Raw genomic sequence first — 19,844 nt, 5'->3', positions numbered from 1 at the left:
GCTTTTGCCATTCAGGGCAGCGCCGTTTTGCGGGGCGGCGCTGCCCGCTGGGCCGATCAGTGACCGGATGCCACGGGTGCCGGGCCGGCCGGGCCGGTGGGCAACTGGCGCACGCCGCCACCCAGCGCGGTGAACAGGCCCACCGTGTCGGCCAGGCGCGCCGCCCGCGCCGCCACGAACTGCGCGCGCGCGGTTTGCGCCGTGGCGCTGGCGTTGAGCACCTGCAAAGTGCCCACCGCGCCCAGTTCCAGCTGGCGCTTGACCATGATCAGGCTGCTGGCGGCGGCATCGTCCCCGCGCTGCGCCACATCGAGGGCGGCGGTATCGTTGGCCAGGGCCGACAAAGCATTGCTGACATCGGCAAAGGCCTGAAGGGCCGTGCCCTTGTATCCCGCCTTGGCCGCATCGAGCGCGTCGCGTGCCGCCTGTTCCTGCCGCTTGAGCGTGCCGCCGTGGAAGATCGGCGCCGTGATCCCGCCCAGCAATTGCCAGAACGGATTGCCATCCACGAACATCCGGCCGAAATCCTCGGCCGTGCCGCCGGCCGTGGCCGACAGGTTGATCTGCGGCAGCCGCGCGGCCATCGCCACTTTCACATCGGCCGCGGCGCCTTCCAGCGCGGCCGCGGACGCCGCCACATCAGGACGCACCACCAGCAGGTCGGCAGACAGCACCAGCGGCACGTCGGCGGGAACGGCCAGTTCGTCCAGCGTCGGCAATGGCGCGGATTTGACGCCCGGTGCGGTTTCCAGTGGCGCGCCCGGCGCCTCGCCCAGCAAAACAGACAGCGCCGCCAGGTTCGCCGCGTGCTGTTGCTTGAGCGGGGGCAACGCGCCTTCGACCGCGGCCACGGCTGCGGCCTGCGCGGTCACGTCTGCCCGGCCGGCGGCGCCCACTTTCTCGCGTTGCCGCAACAGCCCAAGCACTTGCTGGTTGCTGTCGATCGCCTCGCGCGTGGCCTCGATCTCGGCCGTCAGCGCGGCGTGGCGAATCACTTCCAGCACCACGTTGGCCGCCACCATGTTGCGCACGCCATCGGCCTGCGCCTGGGCCTGCGCGGCGGCCGCACGGGCAGAGCGCAGCCGTGCCGCCCCGCCGCCGAACAGATCGGGGGCATAGCTCACGCTCACCTGGGCGGTATGCAGCGAAAAGACCTGCGGGTTGGGATCAGCCAGCGGGGTGGATAGCGTTGCCGAAAGGCGCTGCCGTTCGCTGGTCAGCCCGGCGTCGACCTGCGGCAGCAAGCCACCGCGCGCCGCCCCAGCCAGGGCCTGCGCCTGGGCCATGCGGGCGCGGGCCGCAGCAAGATCGGTATTGGCGGCCAGCGCCCGCGCCACGAGTGCGTTGAGCGCCGGGCTGCCAAAGGCTTCCCACCACTGGGCCGAAACGGCCATGCCGGCATGCACTTGCTGGGCGCCGGCATTGCCCTGTTGCATCGGCTGGTCCAGCACTTTGGCCGGGGCGTAGCCGGTTGGCGTTGGCGGCAGCGGCACGTCCACGCTGGCCGTCGCAGGCGGCGCCTTGGCACTGGCAAGCGGCACCGCCACGATCTGGGCGGCAGCCAGGGTAGCCAGGGCCGTCCCCAGCACCGGGCCCAAGCGCGGGCCACGCAGGGTTTGGGCGATCATGCCGGTTCTCCATCTTGAGTCGTTTCGGGCAGGGCATGGTCGGCGCCGGCGCGCTTGCGCGGCCCGGCCACGCGGCTCGAAAAGCGGTTGATCAGCAGCGGCAGCACCAAGAGGATCAGCACCGGGGCCAGCGTCATGCCGCCCACCACCACCAGGGCCAGCGGTTTTTGCACCTGGCTGCCGATGCCGGTGGCAACGGCGGCCGGGGCAAGCCCGATGGCCGCCACCAGGCAGGTCATCAGCACGGGGCGCAGCGAGTTGGTGGTGGCGTGGCGCAGTGCGGCCAGCCGCTCCATGCCTTCATCCATCGCCTGGTTGAAGCTGGTCACCAGCAGGATGCCGTCCATCACCGCAATCCCGAACAGCGCGACAAAGCCGATCGCAGCAGAGATCGAAAAGGCCGTGCCCGTCAGCATCAGGCCCAACACCCCGCCGACCACCGCCATCGGGATCACCGAGAAGGCCAGCAGCGTATCGCGCAGCGAGCGGAAGTTGGCGTAGAGCAGGCCCAGCATCAGTAGGAGGCTGATCGGCACCACGATTTCCAGTCGCGCCACGGCGTTCTTGAGGTTGCTCATCTCGCCCGCCCATTCCAGGCTATAGCCTGGCGGCAGCGGCACGTTCTTGGCAATCCGCGCCTGCGCCTCTTCCACCGCGCTGCCCAGGTCGCGATCGCGCACCGAGAACTTGATGGGAATGTAGCGCTCCTGGTGCTCGCGATAGATGAAGCTTGCCCCGGTGGTCAGGCGGATGTCCGCCAGTTCCGACAGCGGCACCGAAATCGCCGTGCCGTCGGGCGCCGTCGCCCCCACGGTGATCCGCTTGACTGCTTCAAGGCTATCTCGCTGGTCAGCCTGCAGGCGCACCATGATCGGGAAGTGGCGGTCGGTGTGCGGTTCATAAAGATCGCCCGGCGAGGTACCGCCGATCGCGGCCTGCACCGTCTGGTTCACGTCGTCCACGCTCAGGCCATAGCGCGCGGCCTTTTCGCGATCGACGTCGATCCGGACAGTCGGCTGGCCCAGCGACTGGAAGATGCCCAGGTCGGTGATGCCGCGCACTTGCGCCATCTGGTCGCGAATCTGGCCGGCAATGCGCTCCAGCGTGGCGAGGTCAGGCCCGAACAGCTTGACCGAGTTAGCGCCCTTCACGCCCGATGCGGCTTCCTCCACGTTGTCCTCGATGATCTGCGAGAACGAGAAGTCCACTCCCGGATAGCGCGCCTTGAGCTTGGCCGAGAGATCAGCCACCAGCTTTTCCTTGTTCATCCCGCTCGGCCATTGGTCGAAGGGCTTCAAGGGCACGAAGTATTCCACGTTGAAGAAGCCGGTGGCATCGGTGCCATCGTCCGGGCGGCCATGGGCGGAAAGCACCGCGGTCACTTCGGGATACTGCATGATATCGCGCCGGATCGCGCGCGCCACCGGCTCGCCCGCATCGAGCGAGATCGCCGCGGGCAGCGAGGCGCGGATATACATGTTGCCTTCTTCAAGCTGGGGCAGGAATTCCACCCCCAGCGAACGCACGCCCACGAACGCGCCGATCACCATCAGTGCGCCCGCGCCGATTGCCAGCACCTGGTTGCGGAAACAAAAGGCTGCGGCCGGCTCGTAGACCCGACGGATGCGCGAAACCAGCCAGGTTTCGGCCTCGTCCAGCTTGTCGGGCAGCATCATCGCCGAAAGCACCGGCGCCACGGTGAACGTGGCGACAAGGCCGCCGATGATGGCATAGGCATAAGTCTTGGCCATCGGGCCAAAGATGTGCCCTTCCACGCCCGTCAGCGTGAACAGCGGCAGGAAGCTGGTGATGATGATCGCGGCGGCAAAGAAGATGCCCCGGCTTACTTCGCTGCTGGCGGCCAGCACCGCGCCGATGCGGCTGGCAAAGCTGTAGTGCCCGCCTTCATGGGTTTCCACATGGTGCGATCGCTCGGCCATGTGCCTGAATATGTTTTCCACCATGATCACGGTGGCATCCACCACCAGCCCGAAATCGAGCGCGCCCACGGATAGCAGGTTGGCGCTTTCCCCCTGCACCGTCAGAATCAGCACGGCAAAGGCCAGGGCAAAGGGAATGGTCGCCGCCACGATCAAGGCGCTGCGCAAGTTGCCCAGGAACGCCCATTGCAGGAGGAAGATCAGCAGCACGCCCGCCACCAGATTTTCCATCACGGTGTGCGTGGTCACGCCGATCAGGTCGGAGCGGTCGTAGATACGTTCCAGGTGCACGCCCGGGGGCAGCACGCCGGTGGTGTTGATCTTCTCGATCTCGGCCTTGACTGCCTCGATCGTGGGCATCGACTGCGCCCCGCGGCGCATCAGCACGATGCCTTGGACGATGTCATCGTCCTTGTTGAGCCCGGCGATGCCGTTGCGCGGCATGTTGCCGATCTTCACCGTGGCCACGTCGCGCACCAGCACCGGGGCATTGCCGTCGCGGCCGACCGGGGTGTCTTCCAGCGCATCGACCGACTGGATCAGGCCGATCCCGCGCACGATCGCGCTCTGCGCGCCAAAGTTGATGGTCTGCCCGCCGACGTTGGCATTGGCCTTGCCCAGCGCGGCGATCACTTGCGCCACCGTCAGGTGGTGGGCCTGAAGCCGGTCGTTATCGACAACCACGTCATAGGTGCGCAGCTTGCCGCCCCAGCCGGTCACGTCCACCACGCCCGGAATCGCGCGGAAGCGGCGTTGCAGAACCCAGTCCTGCAAGGTCTTGAGGTCTTCGACCGAAAAGCCCTTGGGCGCAGCGATGCGATAGCGATAGATTTCGCCCACCGGGCTCGTCGGCGAAATCGTCGGCACAGCGCCGCCTGGCAATTGCGGCAGCTGGGCCAGGCGGTTGATCACCTGCTGCTGGGCCTGGTCATAATTGAAATCGTAGGTGAACTGGATCTTCACGTCCGAAAGGCCGAACAGCGAGATCGCGCGGATTGCCGTCATGTGCGGCAGGCCCGACATCTGCACCTCGATCGGGATCGTGATGTTGCGCTCCATCTCCTCGGCCGAAAGGCCCGAAGACTGCGTCACGATCTCCACCATCGGCGGCACTGGATCGGGATAGGCCTCAATGTTGAGGTTGTAGAAGGCGATACCGCCCGCCACCAACATCAACACGAAGAAAGCCACGATGGTCAGGCGCTGCCCCAGCGCATAGCGTACCAGCTTGACCATCAGTCGAGCCCCGCTTCGTTCACGAAGATGGCGCCCTGCGTCACCACCTTTTCACCCGGATTGAGGCCCGAAACCACGGTCACGCGGCCATCGTGGCTTTCGCCGGTCACCACGTCGCGCGCCACGACACGGCCGCGGCCCAGCCACACCCACACGCGGGCGCTGTCCCCTTCGTGGATCACCGCTTCGGTCGGCAGGCTCAGCAGGTGCGGCGTCGCCGGTGCCGGGTTCACGTCCTTTTCGGGCGTCTCGATGGTGAAGTTGGCAAACATCTGCGGCTTCAAGGCGCCATCGGGATTGGAAATCGTGGCGCGCACGGCCAGGCGGTGCGACACCGGATCGATCTGCGCACCGATGTTGTTGATCGTGGCGTCAAACGTGCGGCCGGGGAAAGCCGTGGCCGTTACCACCACCTTGTCGCCCAGGTGCACCCGCGCGGCATCGCTTTCGGCCACTTGCGCCACCAGCCACACGCGCGAAAGATCGGCGATCAGGAAGGCCGGCTGGCTGCTGCCGGCGGCACTGGCGCCGCCCGCCACATACTGCCCCTGGCTGATCGAGCGCGTCACCACCACGCCGCCGATCGGCGCGCGCAGCACGGCATCACTGCCACCGCCATTCCCGGCGCCGAACACGCCCAGCTTGGCGCGCGCGGCGGTGACGGCGGCGTCGGCAATGCCCTGCTGCGATTGCGCCGCCACCAGATCGCTGCGCGCCTGTTGCAGGTCCTTCAGCGCGCCACCGGCGGTGCGATAGATTTCCTCGGCCCGCTGCGCGTTTTCGGTGGCCACGCGCACTTGCGCGGCGGCGGCGGTGCGCTGCGCCAAGGCGGCGGCCAGGGCATTGCGCGCATCGGCAATGTCGGTGGTGTGCACCGAAAGCAGCGCGCTGCCGGCCTGGACGCGATCGCCGTTCTGCACGAAGACCTGCTGCACTTGGCCGGAATAGGGCAGGAACACCGGGGTGGAGCGGGTTTCATCCACCGTGATCTGGCCGCTGGCGCCGGTGCGGGCAAAGCCATCGTCGGCCCCCACGGTTTCGATCTTGAGGCTGGCCACCTGGCTGTCGGTCAATTGCACTTGCCCCGCAGGCAGGGCAGCGGCGACCGGCTCGGGCTGGTGCAACCAGGCGCGAACGGCAGTCGCCCCGGTCGCCACCAAAGCCACCGCGGCAACGGACAAGGCAAGCACCCGGATCTGCCGGGCACGGGACATTTGCGGCACAGCGTGTTCAAAATTCATGGCGCGCAGTCTTCTCTTCGGTCCAAAAGATGGCAGCCCGTCTGTGAACCGTTGCAGGTGCACGCCAGGCCGATGCTGCCCCTCTGGCCCACCGCGCCTGTCCGCGCCCCTAGCGGCCGCGTTAAATTACCGTAATGCAGCGCAGAGCCGACCGGGGCGACGGGCCCGGCCAATGTACTGCCGCGACCATGGCAAACATCGCCTCACCACACCCTTGCGCAAAGTTGCGTGCCGCCCTTGGCCCGCCTGCAGGGCTCCGGCATGGCTTAGGCCAATCCAAGGGGTGCATTTGCGCCGTTTCCCGCCTAGGGTTCGCGGCTGACCGTCACACCTGAAACAAAACGAGCGGAGCATCCCTTGGCCCGGCGCCTTACGCTTTACATTCTCATCGCCATGATCCTGGGCATCGCCACGGGCTATGCACTCAACCAGACGCTACCCGCCGACAGCGCCACGCTGGCCACCACGGCGGAAACGCTCAAGTTGCTGCCCGATGTGTTCCTGCGCCTGATCAAGATGATCATCGCGCCGTTGATCCTGGCCACGCTGGTTTCGGGCATTGCCGGGATGGGTGATAGCACTGCGCTTGGCCGCATCGGCGGGCGCGCGCTCGGCTGGTTCATCACCGCCAGCCTGATTTCGATCAGCCTTGGCCTCCTGCTGGTCAACATGTTCGAACCGGGCAAGGGCCTGCAATTTGCGGCCAATGCCAAAGTGGGCGATCTCGCCACGGCCGATTTCACCGTGCACCACTTCGTGCTGCAAATCGTGCCGACCAGCCTGCTCGATGCCATGGCGCAGAACAACGTGCTGCAGATCCTGGTCTTTTCGCTGTTTGCCGGCCTCGCGCTATCGGCCATCGGCGAAAAGGGTGCGCCGCTCCTCCGCGCGAGCGAGGCCTTGGCCAGTCTCATGCTGACGATGACCGACTATGTGATGAAGGCCGCCCCGCTTGCCGTGTTCGGCGCGCTTGCGGCGGTGGTTGCCACCAAGGGCCTGGGCATCATCGTCACTTATGGCGTGTTCGTGTCGGAATTCTATTTCGCGCTGCTGGTGCTGTGGGGCCTGCTGCTGGGGCTGGGCGGGATTTTCCTGGGGCGGCGTATCCTTCTGCTGGCGCGCTATATCCGCGAACCCGTGCTGCTGGCCTTTTCCACCGCCAGTTCGGAAAGCGCGCTGCCGCGCCTGTTCGAACAGCTCGACCGCTTCGGCGTGCCGCGCCGCATTTCGGGCTTCGTCCTGCCGCTGGGCTATTCGTTCAATCTCGATGGCTCGATGATGTATACCAGCTTTGCCACGATGTTCATCGCGCAGGCGTACAACATCCCGCTGTCCTGGCAGCAGCAGATCGCCATGCTGCTCACGCTGATGGTCACGTCCAAGGGCATCGCCGGCGTGCCGCGCGCCAGCCTGGTGGTGATTGCCGCCACGCTCACCCAGTTCGGCCTGCCGGTGGAAGGGATCGCCCTGCTGCTCGGCGTCGACACGTTCCTCGACATGGGCCGCACCGCCACCAACGTGGTCGGCAATGCGGTGGCCACGGCGGTCATCACCCGCTGGGAAGGCATGCTGCAAGTGCCGCTCGATCCCGATGCCCCCGCTCCGGTGCCGCCGCACGACACGGCCGAGCACGGGCGGCGCGGGCTGCACCTCGACGAGGGGCAATAACGGCTATTTCGCCGGCGTCACCGGCTGGAGCGTCACCGGCTGGAATTGGCCCAGCCCGCACGATCCGCGCGGGCCGCCGCCGGCGCCGGTCTGCAACACGGTGATGATGTCCACGCTGCACAGCTGCGCCTGGCTGGTGGCATAGCCGAAGGTCTGCTGGAACCCCAGCCCGCTGCAGCGCTGGGGCAGGACGTTGCGATACCACCGCGTGCCCACGCGAAAATCGATGGTCCAATCGTCACGCACGCGGCTTTCGCTGATCTGGCCCAGCGGGATGCAGCTTTGCGCCGGGCCGATTGGCGTGGCGGCCGGAGTCTTGGGTGAATGGCCATCGGCATAAGCCGATCGGGGCCCGCCATCCGGCCCTGCAGCGGGCGCGCAGGCGGCAAGGGCAACAAGGCAGGCGGCAGCAGCGATCGAACGAACCATGGCATCCTCTCCATCGGGGCCGTGTTCAGCGCAGCGCCGGATCAGGCCTTCTTCTTGCGCGCAGCACCCTTCTTGGCAACCGGCGGCTTGGCGCCCTGTTCCAGAACTTTGCCCTTGAACGCGCAGAGGTCAACCACCGCGCAACGCCAGCATTCCGGGGTACGTGCCTTGCACACATAGCGTCCGTGCAGGATCAGCCAGTGATGCGCGCCCAGCCGAAAGGGCCCGGGCACTTTCTTGTCGAGCTGGGCCTCCACCGCCTCGGGCGTCTTGCCCTTGGCCAGGCCGGTGCGATTGCCCACGCGAAAGATGTGCGTGTCCACCGCAAAGGTTTCCATGCTGAACGCGGTGTTGAGCACGACATTGGCCGTCTTGCGGCCCACGCCGGGCAGCGCGGTCAGCGCGTCGCGGTCGGCCGGCACTTCGCCGCCATGATCGCGGACCAGCATTTCCGACAGGGCGATCACGTTCTTGGCCTTGGTGTTGAACAGGCCGATCGATTTGATGTGCTCTTTCAGGCCTTCCTCGCCCAGCGCCACCATCTGTGCCGGGGTCTTGACCTCTTCGAACAGGCGCCGTGTCGCCTTGTTCACGCCCACGTCGGTCGCCTGCGCCGAAATCGTCACCGCCACCAGCAACTGATAGGTGTTGCCATAGGCCAGCTCGGTCTCGGGCGAAGGGTTGGCTTCGGCCAGGCGGCGAAAGAACTCGAAGATCTGGTCCTTCTTCAAGGCCGTCAGCCCCCCAGCCCCAGCACTTGCGGCATGGTATAGCGCCCCGGCCCCTGCGCCAGCAGCCATTCGCCGGCGCGAATCGCCCCCTTGGCAAAGATGCCCCGGTTTTCCGCCAGGTGCGACAGGCTGAGCCGCTCGCTATCGGCCAGGAAATGCACGCTGTGGTCGCCCGCCACGCTGCCGCCGCGCAGTGCGGCAAAGCCGATCGTGCCCGCCTCGCGCTTGCCGGTAATGCCATCGCGCCCGCGCACGGCCACGTCCTTGAGGCCCACCTGCCGCCCGCGCGCCGCGGCTTCGCCCAGCAGCAGCGCCGTGCCCGAGGGGGCATCGACCTTCATGCGGTGGTGCGTCTCGACGATCTCGATGTCCCAATCCTCGCCCAGCCGCGCGGCCGCTTCCTGCACCAGGTGCGCCAACAGCGTGACGCCCAGCGAGGTATTGCCGGTCTGCAGCACGGGAATCGAAACCGCCGCCGCATCGATCAACCAGTGGTGGCGTTCTTCCAGGCCGGTGGTGCCCACCACGATCGGCTTGCCCGCGCCGATCGCGGCATCGAGGTTGAATTCCAGTGCGGCGGGTGCGGAAAAATCCACCAGCACGTCGCTCGCCTGGGCCAGCGCGACAGGATCACCCTCGCGGTCGATGCCCCCGGCCAGTTCGTGACCGGCGGCCACCACCGCTGCCTGCAGCGCCTGCCCCATGCGCCCTGCGCTGCCGATGATGCCGATGCGTGCCATGTCTTTTGCCCTTGCGCTGTTTGCCCGCTTCCATAAGACCGCGCCTTTGCCCGGTCGAGCCGGAAAGCGGCTATGCCAGCGCCCGCCCCATAGGGCCATGGCGCCGGCCAGGTCCGAGGCTGCGATGAATCCCGTAAATTGCCAACCACGCTAATTTCATAAGCGACATCTAAATCAGGCAGCATTGACGCATTGTGCCAATGTACAGCACGAATTCAGATGGAGTCCGCAATGGTGATTCTGGGCCGTTTGAAGATCACGACCATTTCGCTCAGCTGCAATACGGTGCTGGCGGCCATGGCCGTCGCTTGCGCCGTGGTGCCCATGCAATCGGCCATTCAGGCCAATGTCCAGACCGAAGAACTCGAACGCCGGATCATTCCGGGCATTGCCGAATGGAGCGGCCTGAAAAGCCTGATGATCGCCGTGCGCATCAGCTCGGTAAAGACGCTGGTGCCGCTGAGCGACGAAAACCGCGTCGCCAACTACAACAAGATGGGCCGCCAGATCGCCGAGATCGACCAGCGCATCGCCGCCTTGCGCGGCCGTTCCCGCGACGAGGAACGCCGCGCGGTGGACGAAATCGCCCGCCAGTGGACCGAGTGGAAAGCCGCATCGGCCGCCGTCCGCGCGCAAGTGCAAGCCAACCGCGAAAACGCCATTGTGCTCTATGAAGAACACCTCAGTCCGCTGGCCCCAAGCTGGAAAAGACCATTTCCGCCCACGTCGATGCGCTGCAGGCGCGCGGCCAGGAATTGAGCCAGAACGGCGCGTCCTCGATCGCGGCATCGATTCGAAGTTCCACCACGCTGTGCGTCCTGGCGGCCCTGGCCGCGCTCGGCGTGGTCATGCTGCTGCGCCACCGTGTTACCGGCCCGCTGCGCCGCCTGGCCCACGCCATGCGCGAAATGGCCGGCGGCAATCTCGATCGGCCGGTACCCTGCACCGAGCTGACCGACGAAGTGGGCGCGATCAGCCATGCCCTGCTCGATATCAAGGACGGCGTGGAGCGCCGCACGCGCGAGATGGCGGACCGCGATCTGGCGGTCCAGCGCCAAGTGGTGTCGGAATTGAGCATCGGCCTGCAACGCCTGGCTGCGCAAGACCTGGAATATCGCATCCACACCCCGTTCCCCGATCAGTACGAGGAACTGCGCAGCAACTACAACCAGGCCAGCACGGCTCTGGCCAAGGCCATCGGCGCGGCCCGCATCGGCGCGCGGCGCCTGCTCACCACGATTCGCGAAATCAACGCTGCGGCCGACGATCTTTCCCAGCGCAACACTCGCCAGGCCGCCACCGTGGAGGAAACCACCGCTGCGCTGCGCCAGGTAAACGGCGCGATCCAGGGCACGGCAACCCGCGCGGGGATCATGCGCGATTGCGTCACGCAAACACACGATCAGGCTACGCGCGGCGAAATGGTGGTCGGCAACGCGGTCAGCGCGATGGAAGCGATCGAGCGATCGGCGCAAGAGATCAACCAGATCATCGGCGTGATCGACGGCATCGCATTCCAGACCAACTTGCTCGCGCTCAACGCCGGGGTGGAAGCCGCGCGCGCCGGCGACGCCGGCAAGGGCTTTGCCGTGGTCGCCACCGAAGTGCGCGCGCTGGCCCAGCGCAGCGCCGACGCGGCCAAAAACATCAAGGAATTGATCGCCACATCCACCGCCCATGTGGGCGACGGGGTCGATCTGGTGCAGCAGACCGGCGACGTTCTGGGCCATATCCTGGTCCAGGTGGCCGAATTGACCGGCATGGTCGACGAGATCGCCGCCGGCACCGCCGATCAGGCCACGGCCATCGGCGAAGTCAGCAATTCGGTGGTGGAGATCGACCGCGTTACCCAGCAGAATGCCGCGATGGTGGAACAGACCAGCGCCGCCACTGCCGATCTCACCGCCGAAGCCGCCGCACTCGACTCGCTCGTCGCCCAGTTCCGCACGCGTGACCCGGACCGCCGCCCGCAAGTGGGCGGGACACATCTGCGCAAGGCCTCGCTCGCTGGCGCAGGAGCACCGCTTGCCGCAGGATCACTGGTCGCCTGATCACCCGCGCCAGCGCAAACCGTCGATTAACACGCGCAAGGCCGGGGAAACGTGGGCGCGGCTGGGGTAATAGAGGTGATAGCCGGGATAGGGCTCACACCAGTCTTCCAGCACCTGCACCAGGCGGCCGGCAGCAATGTCGGCCGCCACGATGCTTTCCGGCAGGATGGCAAAGCCCAGGCCATCGCGCATCGCCTGCTCGGCCATGGCTAGGGTGTTGACGGTCACCGGTCCTTCCACCCGCATGCGCAGCGCTTCCCTGCCGCGGGAAAACTCCCAGGCATAGATCGCTCCGCGCGTGGGCAGGCGAAAGTTGATGCAGGGGTGTGCGGCAAGATCGCGCGGATGGCGGGGCAGATCGCGCCCGGCACAGAATGCCGGCGTTGCCACCACCACCATGCGCAAGGCCGGGCCGATCGGCACGGCCACCATGTCGCGCGCCAGGATATCGCCCGACCGCACCCCGGCGTCGAGCCCGGCCGCCACGATATCGACCAGGCCGTTGTCCACCAGCACTTCCACCTGGATATCGGGCCAGGCCCGCAGGATGCGACGCAGCCCCGGCCACACCACGGTGTTGGCCGAACCTTCGTCCACGGTCAGCCGCACCAGGCCGGCGGGCCGCGCCAGGCTCTCCCCCAAGGCGTCCACTGCCGCGTCGATAGCGGCAAAGTGGCGTGCCACGCCTTGCGCCAGCCGCTCCCCTTCGGGCGTGGGCGCCACGGCGCGGGTCGTGCGGTTGAGCAGGCGCACGCCGATCTGCGCTTCGAGCCCGGCAATCGTGCGGCTCAACGCCGATTGCGACGTGCCCAGCTGCGCCGCCGCGCGGGTAAAGCTGCGTTCGCGCACCACGGCCAGCAAGGCGCGCAGGTCGTCATGATCGGGCCGGGCCATTTATGCATTCCTGATATCAGTTCATGCAGGATTTAGCCCATTATCAGATTAATGGCGATGGCCTAGAACGCGGCCACGTCCCTCCCCTGTTGAAAGGATCTGCTGCATGACCGTCATGGCCTATGCCGCGCCCGCGGCCGACCAGCCGCTTGCCCCTCTTGCCATTTCCCGCCGCGAACCCGGCCCCAATGATGTGGCCATCACCATCGCCTGGTGCGGGGTCTGCCATTCCGACCTGCACACCGCCCGCAATGAATGGAACAACGCGGTCTATCCGGTAGTCCCCGGCCACGAGATCGTCGGCCACGTCACCGCCGTGGGCGCCGACGTGACGAAGTTCAAGGTGGGTGACACCGTGGGCGTGGGCTGCATGGTCGATTCGTGCGGCCATTGCGGCTCGTGCCACGATGGGCTGGAACAGTTCTGCGAAGAAGGCATGGTCCAGACCTACAATTCGCCCACGGCCGATGCTCCCGGCCACACCCTGGGCGGCTACAGCCAGTCGATCGTCGTGAACCAGGGCTTCGTCCTCCATGTGCGCCACGCGCCCGAACAGCTTGCCGCAGTGGCACCGCTGCTTTGCGCCGGCATCACCACGTGGTCGCCCCTGCGCCACTGGAACGTGGGGCCGGGCAAGAAAGTGGGCATCGTCGGCATCGGCGGCCTGGGCCACATGGGCGTGAAGCTCGCCCGTGCGCTCGGCGCCCATGTCGTGGCGTTCACCACCAGCCCTTCCAAGCGCGAGGAAGCCCTGGCCCTTGGCGCGCACGAAGTGGTCGTCTCGCGCAACGAGGATGAAATGGCCGCGCAAGCCGGCAGCCTCGATTTCATTCTCGATACCGTGGCCGCAAGCCACAACCTCGATGCCTTCGTCACGCTGCTCAAGCGCGATGGCACGCTGTGCCTGGTTGGCGCGCCCGAGCACCCGCACCCCAGCCCAACGGTGTTCAACCTGATCTTTGGCCGCCGCTCGATCGCCGGTTCGCTGATCGGTGGCATCGCCGAAACCCAGGAGATGCTCGATTTCTGCGCCGAGCATGGCATCGTCTCGGAAATCGAAACCATCGCCGTCCAAGATATCAACCAGGCCTGGGACCGCATGGAAAAGGGTGACGTGCGCTATCGCTTCGTGATCGATTCCAGCACCTTCGCCTGATTGTACTGACCCTCATGCCGGATTGGCACACCCGTGCCGATCCGGCATGATCGCGGGCATGACCTTGCCCCAGCATATCGTGATCCTCACCGGTGCCGGCGTTTCGGCGGAAAGCGGCATCGACACCTTTCGGGATGGCGGCGGCCTGTGGGAACAGCACCGCGTCGAAGACGTCGCCACGCCCGAGGCGTTCGCGCGTGATCCCGACCTGGTCCTGCGCTTCTACGACTTGCGGCGCGCTGCGATCCAGGAAAAGGCGCCCAACGCCGCCCATCGTGCGCTGGCCCGGCTCGAATACGAATGGCCGGCAAAAGTACCCGGCGGCAGCGTCACGCTCGTTACCCAGAATGTCGACGACCTGCACCTGCGGGCCGGCTCGCGCCATCTCATCGCCATGCACGGGCAGCACCTGTCGGCCTGGTGCACCGCATGCGACACGCGCCACGGCTGGACCGGCCCGCTGATCGACCGTCCGCCCTGCCCGGCATGCGGCGCAGCCAGCCTTCGGCCTGATATCGTGTGGTTCGGCGAAGTGCCCTATCGCATGGACGATATCCACGATGCCATGCAGCGCGCGGACCTGTTCGTGTCGATCGGCACTTCCGGCGCGGTCTATCCGGCAGCGGGCTTCGTCCGCCTGGCGCGCGAGTTGGGGGCCGAAACGGTCGAACTCAATCTGGAACGCAGCCAGGGCTCGGCATGGTTCCACGATACGCGGCTGGGCCCGGCCACGCAGGTCGTACCTGAATGGGTAGACGAACTGCTCAAGACACCCTGACAGCAAATGCGAAAAAGCCCGGCCAAGGTTTACGAAGAAGCCTCGGTCCGGGCCAAGTCCCAGGTTCATGGCTTGCACCACGCGCCTGTCGGGTCGCCCGATAATTCTACGCTTCCGCCGTCCGCCCGCCATCCCCCGAACGCGGTATATTGCGTATTTTGTCAGGCCGCCGGGGCGGCGTGGCCGCACGTGGCGCAGCCGGGATCCTGCGCGATGCGCATGGTGCGCAGCGATGGCTTGAGCCCGTCGAGCACATGCAATTCACCCCATTGCGGATCGCCCAGGCTGGCGACGCCTTCCAGCAGAACGCGCAAGGCTGCCATGGCGCCAAAGGTGCCTACCATGCCCACCATCGCCCCCAGCACGCCTTGTGCCGCGCAAGTGTCGCAATCCTCCGCGTCAAACGCATCGCCCACGAAGCAGCGATAGCAGGCATGCCCCGGCCGATGCCCGGCAAAGTTGGCCACCTGCCCCTGGAACCGGCCCAGCGCCGCGCTGGTCAACGGCACGCCGGCCGCCACGCAGGCATCCGATACGGCAAGGCGAGTGGCGAAATTGTCCGATCCATCCAGCACCACATCGGCGCCTGCCACCAAGCCGGCGGCATTGTCGCGCGCGATGCGCGTGCGCTGCGCCGTCACCGCCAAGGCGGGGTCGAAGCGCGCCACCCAGTCGGCCGCCGCATCGGCCTTGGGCCGACCGACATCGGCCAGCGTGAAGATCGTCTGCCGCTGGAGATTCGATGGCTCGATCACGTCATCGTCGATCAGGGTCAGCCGCCCCACGCCCGCCCCGGCCAGGTATTGCAGCGCCGGGGCGCCGATCCCGCCCACGCCCACCAGCACCACATGGCTTCCCATGATCCGCGCCTGGCCGGCGCCTCCCACTTCAGGCAGCACGATGTGTCGGGCAAAGCGATCGAGGCGTTCTGGCGTCATGGTGGTGGAGGTAGGCGCGCGAACGCCAAAAGGCGAGAGGGCCATTTGCAAAGGCGCCTTGCTGGGCCACAAGCACGCGCATGAAAGATCGCATCTGGATCGTGCTGGTGCTGGCCCTGCTACTGGGCGTGGTAATCGGCTGGTGGGGCAAGGGGCGTTGGGCCGAACGGGAATGCCGCGCCAGTGGCGGCACCTGGTTCGATACCGCCAGCACCTGTGGAAAAGTCAGCGCAAAACCCTGAGCACACGCGGTGGATCGGGGGTGGGCAACCCGGTGCAAAACCGCAGCATAACACTGTCGACAAGCTGGGCATAAACCTGTGCCCAGCGCGTGGACAAGGCTGCGGACAACCGCGCGCGCAACCCTGTGCATAAACCACGGGATGGTCGGCGGATAACCTTGGGCAAATCCCGGCAAACGCCGGGGACAATCCGGGATGCCCCGGCGCCGTTGGGCGCCGGGATCATGCCGCGATCAGTCTTCCAGCTGGCGCAGCAAGGTGCGCACGTCGCCATCCATGTCGGCGTCGCGGCTGCGCAGGTCTTCGATCAGGCGCACGGCGTGGATCACGGTGGAGTGATCACGCCCGCCGAACTTGCGGCCGATCTCGGGATAGGACCGGGGGGTCAGCACCTTGGCCAGGTACATCGCCACCTGGCGCGGACGCACCACCGCGCGGGCGCGGCGCTTGGACGCCATTTCCGAGCGATCGACGCGATAGAACTGGCACACCGTGCGCTGGATCTCGTCGATCGTGATGCGACGGCGGTTGGCCGACAGTATGTCGGTCAGCTGCTCTTCGGCCAGTTGCAGGCTGACCTGCTGGCCGGTGAGCTGGGCAAAGGCGATCAGCTTGTTGAGGCCGCCCACCAGTTCACGCACGTTGCGATTGATCGTGCGGGCCAGGAATTCGACCACGTCTTGCGGCACCTGGGCGCTGGTGAAGCGCGACAGGCGGTGCTCCAGGATCTGGCGCCGCAGCTCGATGTCAGCAGCCTGTATATCGGCGACGAGCCCCATCGACAGGCGGGAGAGCAGGCGCTGTTCGACCCCGTCGAGCGCCTGGGGCGCGCGATCGGCCGCCACTACCAAGCGCTTGCCGGCGCTGAGCAGGGCATCGATGGTGTGCAGGAATTCTTCCTGCGTGCTGGCCTTGCCGATGATGAACTGGATGTCGTCCACCAGCAGCATGTCGAAGCTGCGCAGGCGCGACTTGAACTCGATCATCTCGTTCTGGCGCATGGCCTGGACGAATTCGATCATGAACCGTTCAGCCGAGCAGTAGAATACCCGCGCGCCGGGGCGCGCCGCCATAAAGCCATTGGCAATGGCGTGCAGCAGGTGGGTCTTGCCCTGGCCGGTGGAGCCCTTGAGATAGAGCGGCGAGAACTGCGGCGTTTCGGCCGCGGCCATGCGCTGCGCCGCGTTGAGCGCCAGGACATTGGCACTGCCGGTGACGAAATCGCCAAAGGTCAGCGACGGGTCGATGCCCGAAGCGGCCGTGTCGAATCCTGCCACGGTCGGCGCCGGGGCCGGCGCCGGACGGCTGGCCGGGGCCAGCACCGGGGCGCTTTCGTTGGCAGCCGCCACGCGCAGCTCGGGTGCTGCCCGGCCACCCACGCGCAACTCGGGCATGGCCCGGCGGCGGGGGTGCACGGTGATGCGCACCTGGCGCACTTCGGCCCGGGCGATCTTCCAAGCCAGGGACAGGCGATCGGCAAAGCGATCGGCCACCCAGTTGGCCGAGAATTCGGTGGGCAGGAACAAGTCCAGCGTGCCGGTTTCCTTGCAGAAACTGCCCAGCTGGATCGGCTTGATCCACTGCGTGTGCAGCTGCGGCCCCAGGTCCTTCTTGAGGCCCTGGCTGATGTCGGCCCAATCGGCCGCCAGGTCGAGCGCTTCCTGGTCCTCCATTCCCCCGTCACGTCCTTTCCGTGGCGCTGCGGCCTGCGCGGCGCGTCCACTGGCTGCCACAAGCGCAGCTGCCCCATTGGGGGAGCCGCCACCTTGGGAACCGATTGCGGCCGTGCCACCCGCACCGCCACTTGCACCGCCGAACTGATCCATCTTCACGCTTCGCCGTCCCACGTAAATAATCCAGGCCTGCGGCCAGATGCCCCCGCGTTGCAGGCAAACGCCCACGGGCATGGCGTATCGGCAAAGACCGAACCGCCAGGGTCCCGCGGACACAGCCTACCTGTCCGCCAGTGCCGCAGTGGGCACGGCAGATTGCCGTATCGAGCGATGTTCCGTGACACCGTGCCCCGATCGATCCGTGTCGTAACGGACCGGCCAACGCGCGGCGTGGTCTCTGTCTATGAGCCACTGCGGGGGCTGTGCAAGCCCATCAGGCGCAAAATTTCTGAAATAATTAGCCTTGACTCAACAACTGCGCGAAAATCGCTTAAGTCATTGAAATTTGGCTAATTAACAAAATGCGCATCATGCGAATCGCCACAAATCCGTCACTTGCACGTCCGTGCCGTGTCATCGAACCGTCGCATATCGCGCAGACGAAAATGGCCGGCGCTCATCACGCCGGCCAAAGCCGTATTTGTGCGCAGTGCGTCCCCTAACAAAAAAGGGCGCAAAGCCGCCGAATCAGAGAGCGGCGACTCGCTTGCTCAAGCGCGAGAGCTTGCGGGCCACGGTGTTCTTGTGGACCACGCCGCGGGCAACGCCACGGGCCAGTTCAGGCTGGGCAGCCTTGAGCGCTTCGGCCGCGACGGCCTTGTCACCACCGGCGATCGCGGTTTCCACCTTCTTCACGAAGGTACGGATGCGCGAAAGGCGGTTGCCGTTGATTTCGGCGCGGCGTTCGTTGCGACGGATGCGCTTGCGGGCTTGCGGCGTATTGGCCATGTCTGTCCTGTTTCTGTCCTCTGGCGGGCCACCCCGGGGGGCAGACCGGAAAATGTCCTGGTCTTGCTCGACTTGGTCGTTCGACAAGGCGGGCAAGCCCGCTGGAAAGCGGCGCCCATACCGGGCTGTGGACGAATCGTCAAGGCGATGCTTGCACCCCGCGTTCGTCCGGCCAACCCGGCCTGCCCGTTTCCGACGGGCGCGATGTCGGATCGCCAAGTCGCGCGATTCGATGGGCGGCCATAGCCGCTGTTGGCCCCGCGCTCAATCGGGCAAGCTCAATCGGCCAAAGCTCAATCGACCAGCCGCAGCGCCACCTTGCCGCCCTCGCCAGCGGGCGCCAGGGCAAAACGATCGAGCACATGCGCCACGGCCTGGCGCGCGACCAGTTCCACGCCCTGCGCCACCGCAGGCGCCAGCAAGGCCTTGGCCAGCCAAGCCCCGCCGGGCCGGTCGTGCAGGCGCGCCTTCGAAAAGCGCAGCGGGTCGAACCGCGCCGGCTCGGGCCACAGCGCCGCATCGACATGGGTTGCCGCCGGGCTGATCGCCACGACCGCGCCCGCCTCCAGGCAATGCTCGCCCAGCGGCAGCGGTGCGACCAGGCGCCGCTCTACCAGCAGCGGGGCAGGCATCAGGCGCCACGCCTCGTGCGTGGCCATTTCGACCAGTTCGAGTGGCACCGGTGCGGTGCGGCCTGCCGCGCGCGCGCTGCGCACTTCGGCGCGCAAGGTATCCTGCCAGTCCGGCGTTTCGGCCAGGTGCCGCGCCAGGGTACACAGCAGGCGCAAGCCCACCGCATGGCATTCCTGCAGCGTTTCCAGCATCACCGGATCGGTATGCCCGGCCTGGGCCAGGCCACGTGCCATGGCCTGGCGCGCGCCCATCGCCGAGGACGGCAACCCGCGCGGCATGGCGCGGCGCAGCAGGCTGCCGCCATCATCCAGGGTGGCCAGCGCCCCGGCCAGCCGCTCGGCCGCGCCCGATCCTGCGGCCAGCCCGGTCATCGCCGGCACCAGCGCGCGCGCCAGCATCATCGCCAGGGCCGGCTGGACACGAACCGTGCCCGCCCGCCAGCGCGCCAGTTCGGCATGGAATACCGCGCCCAGCACTGCTTCTTGAACGGCTGGCGCCTGCCCCGCCGCATCCCGCGCGGCCGCGGCGCGATCGGCCCCCAGGGCTGCAAACTGCGTGCCGTCATCGTCCAGCACCAGCCGGTTGAACCTCGCATCCAGCAGCATCACGCGCTTGCCCTGGCGAAAGACCGGGCCAAGACGCGCCTTGTCGCGCAGCAGGCGTGCCAGCGGATCGCCCCAGCCGAGCCCGCCGCTGGTTTCCGGAACGGGCAGCGGCGCGTTCGCCAGCGTGGTGTCAACCAGGGACTCGCCATCGCCCGCCAGGGGCAATGCATGGCCCTCTGGAAGGGGGGCACGGGGATTCAGGTTCTGCAAATCGTTCGCCGGCGTCAGCATGCTCTCTCCATCTGGCCGAACCTGTTGCCGGTTCTGGCCGTGACCGAGAGAATGCCACGCCACGCGGGCGTGTCAAATGCGC

Annotated in this window: 17 protein-coding genes; 6 read left to right on the top strand and 11 right to left on the bottom strand. The window is 66.8% G+C overall.

Annotated features, from left to right (window positions below):
- Positions 1–56 precede the first annotated feature (56 nt).
- From FHW94_RS12465 to FHW94_RS12455, 3 genes are read right to left on the bottom strand one after another with little or no spacing between them, the layout of a single operon-like run.
- A complete protein-coding gene (locus tag FHW94_RS12465; protein WP_168556177.1) occupies positions 57–1,628 on the bottom strand; it encodes an efflux transporter outer membrane subunit in 1,572 nt (523 codons plus the stop codon).
- Positions 1,625–4,804 (bottom strand): CusA/CzcA family heavy metal efflux RND transporter, encoded by a 3,180-nt coding sequence (locus tag FHW94_RS12460; RefSeq protein ID WP_168556176.1) that lies wholly within the window; start codon positions 4,802–4,804, stop codon positions 1,625–1,627. The genes FHW94_RS12465 and FHW94_RS12460 overlap by 4 nt, the downstream gene beginning before the upstream one ends.
- Positions 4,804–6,045, bottom strand: a complete 1,242-nt coding sequence (locus FHW94_RS12455) for an efflux RND transporter periplasmic adaptor subunit (protein ID WP_168556175.1) — start codon at positions 6,043–6,045, stop codon at positions 4,804–4,806. Before FHW94_RS12455 ends, FHW94_RS12460 begins: the two co-directional genes overlap by 1 nt.
- Before the next feature lie 357 nt (positions 6,046–6,402).
- Between FHW94_RS12455 and FHW94_RS12450 the strand changes: the two genes are divergently transcribed.
- On the top strand, positions 6,403–7,713 hold the full coding sequence (locus FHW94_RS12450; protein ID WP_168556174.1) for a dicarboxylate/amino acid:cation symporter: 1,311 nt from the start codon (positions 6,403–6,405) through the stop codon (positions 7,711–7,713).
- Positions 7,714–7,716: 3 nt separating this feature from the next.
- Here the strand turns inward: FHW94_RS12450 and FHW94_RS12445 are convergent, their stop codons facing one another.
- Genes FHW94_RS12445 through dapB form a run of 3 tightly spaced genes read right to left on the bottom strand, consistent with a single transcriptional unit; the run spans position 7,717 to position 9,613 of the window.
- A complete protein-coding gene (locus FHW94_RS12445) occupies positions 7,717–8,142 on the bottom strand; it encodes a hypothetical protein (protein ID WP_168556173.1) in 426 nt (141 codons plus the stop codon).
- 41 nt (positions 8,143–8,183) lie between these two features.
- Positions 8,184–8,873, bottom strand: coding sequence for an endonuclease III (nth, locus tag FHW94_RS12440; protein WP_168556172.1), 690 nt, complete (start codon positions 8,871–8,873; stop codon positions 8,184–8,186).
- A gap of 5 nt (positions 8,874–8,878) precedes the next feature.
- Entirely contained in the window at positions 8,879–9,613 is a 735-nt protein-coding gene (gene dapB, locus FHW94_RS12435) for a 4-hydroxy-tetrahydrodipicolinate reductase (RefSeq protein ID WP_168556171.1), read from the bottom strand.
- Positions 9,614–9,844: 231 nt separating this feature from the next.
- Between dapB and FHW94_RS12430 the strand changes: the two genes are divergently transcribed.
- Both FHW94_RS12430 and FHW94_RS12425 read left to right on the top strand, forming a co-directional pair.
- On the top strand, positions 9,845–10,372 hold the full coding sequence (locus tag FHW94_RS12430) for an MCP four helix bundle domain-containing protein (protein ID WP_168556170.1): 528 nt from the start codon (positions 9,845–9,847) through the stop codon (positions 10,370–10,372).
- Entirely contained in the window at positions 10,369–11,664 is a 1,296-nt protein-coding gene (locus FHW94_RS12425) for a HAMP domain-containing methyl-accepting chemotaxis protein (RefSeq protein WP_168556169.1), read from the top strand. The genes FHW94_RS12430 and FHW94_RS12425 overlap by 4 nt, the downstream gene beginning before the upstream one ends.
- Here FHW94_RS12425 and FHW94_RS12420 read toward each other — a convergent pair whose 3' ends face one another.
- Positions 11,665–12,558 (bottom strand): LysR family transcriptional regulator, encoded by an 894-nt coding sequence (locus tag FHW94_RS12420; protein WP_168556168.1) that lies wholly within the window; start codon positions 12,556–12,558, stop codon positions 11,665–11,667.
- Between the two features lie 106 nt (positions 12,559–12,664).
- Here FHW94_RS12420 and FHW94_RS12415 point away from each other — a divergent pair, with 106 nt between their 5' ends.
- Positions 12,665–13,714: an NAD(P)-dependent alcohol dehydrogenase gene (locus FHW94_RS12415; RefSeq protein WP_168556167.1), complete on the top strand. Its 1,050-nt coding sequence runs from the start codon at positions 12,665–12,667 to the stop codon at positions 13,712–13,714.
- A 58-nt stretch (positions 13,715–13,772) separates the two neighbouring features.
- Positions 13,773–14,492 (top strand): NAD-dependent deacylase, encoded by a 720-nt coding sequence (locus tag FHW94_RS12410; RefSeq protein ID WP_168556166.1) that lies wholly within the window; start codon positions 13,773–13,775, stop codon positions 14,490–14,492.
- Between the two features lie 161 nt (positions 14,493–14,653).
- Here the strand turns inward: FHW94_RS12410 and FHW94_RS12405 are convergent, their stop codons facing one another.
- Positions 14,654–15,475, bottom strand: coding sequence for a HesA/MoeB/ThiF family protein (locus FHW94_RS12405; RefSeq protein ID WP_246866115.1), 822 nt, complete (start codon positions 15,473–15,475; stop codon positions 14,654–14,656).
- A 35-nt stretch (positions 15,476–15,510) separates the two neighbouring features.
- On the opposite strand from FHW94_RS12405, the gene FHW94_RS12400 reads away from it, so the two are divergent.
- On the top strand, positions 15,511–15,672 hold the full coding sequence (locus FHW94_RS12400; protein WP_168556165.1) for a hypothetical protein: 162 nt from the start codon (positions 15,511–15,513) through the stop codon (positions 15,670–15,672).
- 233 nt (positions 15,673–15,905) lie between these two features.
- Here the strand turns inward: FHW94_RS12400 and dnaA are convergent, their stop codons facing one another.
- From dnaA to FHW94_RS12385, 3 genes are all read right to left on the bottom strand, one after another.
- A complete protein-coding gene (dnaA, locus tag FHW94_RS12395) occupies positions 15,906–17,345 on the bottom strand; it encodes a chromosomal replication initiator protein DnaA (protein ID WP_246866114.1) in 1,440 nt (479 codons plus the stop codon).
- A 687-nt stretch (positions 17,346–18,032) separates the two neighbouring features.
- Positions 18,033–18,293 carry a 30S ribosomal protein S20 gene (rpsT, locus tag FHW94_RS12390; RefSeq protein WP_168556163.1) on the bottom strand — a complete coding sequence of 87 codons (261 nt, stop codon included), beginning with the start codon at positions 18,291–18,293 and terminating at the stop codon, positions 18,033–18,035.
- 293 nt (positions 18,294–18,586) lie between these two features.
- Positions 18,587–19,762, bottom strand: a complete 1,176-nt coding sequence (locus FHW94_RS12385; RefSeq protein WP_168556162.1) for a cytochrome P450 — start codon at positions 19,760–19,762, stop codon at positions 18,587–18,589.
- Positions 19,763–19,844: the final 82 nt, after the last annotated feature.

It is taken from the genome of Novosphingobium sp. SG720 (genome assembly GCF_012275365.1).
GTDB classification, from domain to species: domain Bacteria; phylum Pseudomonadota; class Alphaproteobacteria; order Sphingomonadales; family Sphingomonadaceae; genus Novosphingobium; species Novosphingobium rhizosphaerae.
This window is presented reverse-complemented; position numbering and strand designations above follow the sequence as displayed.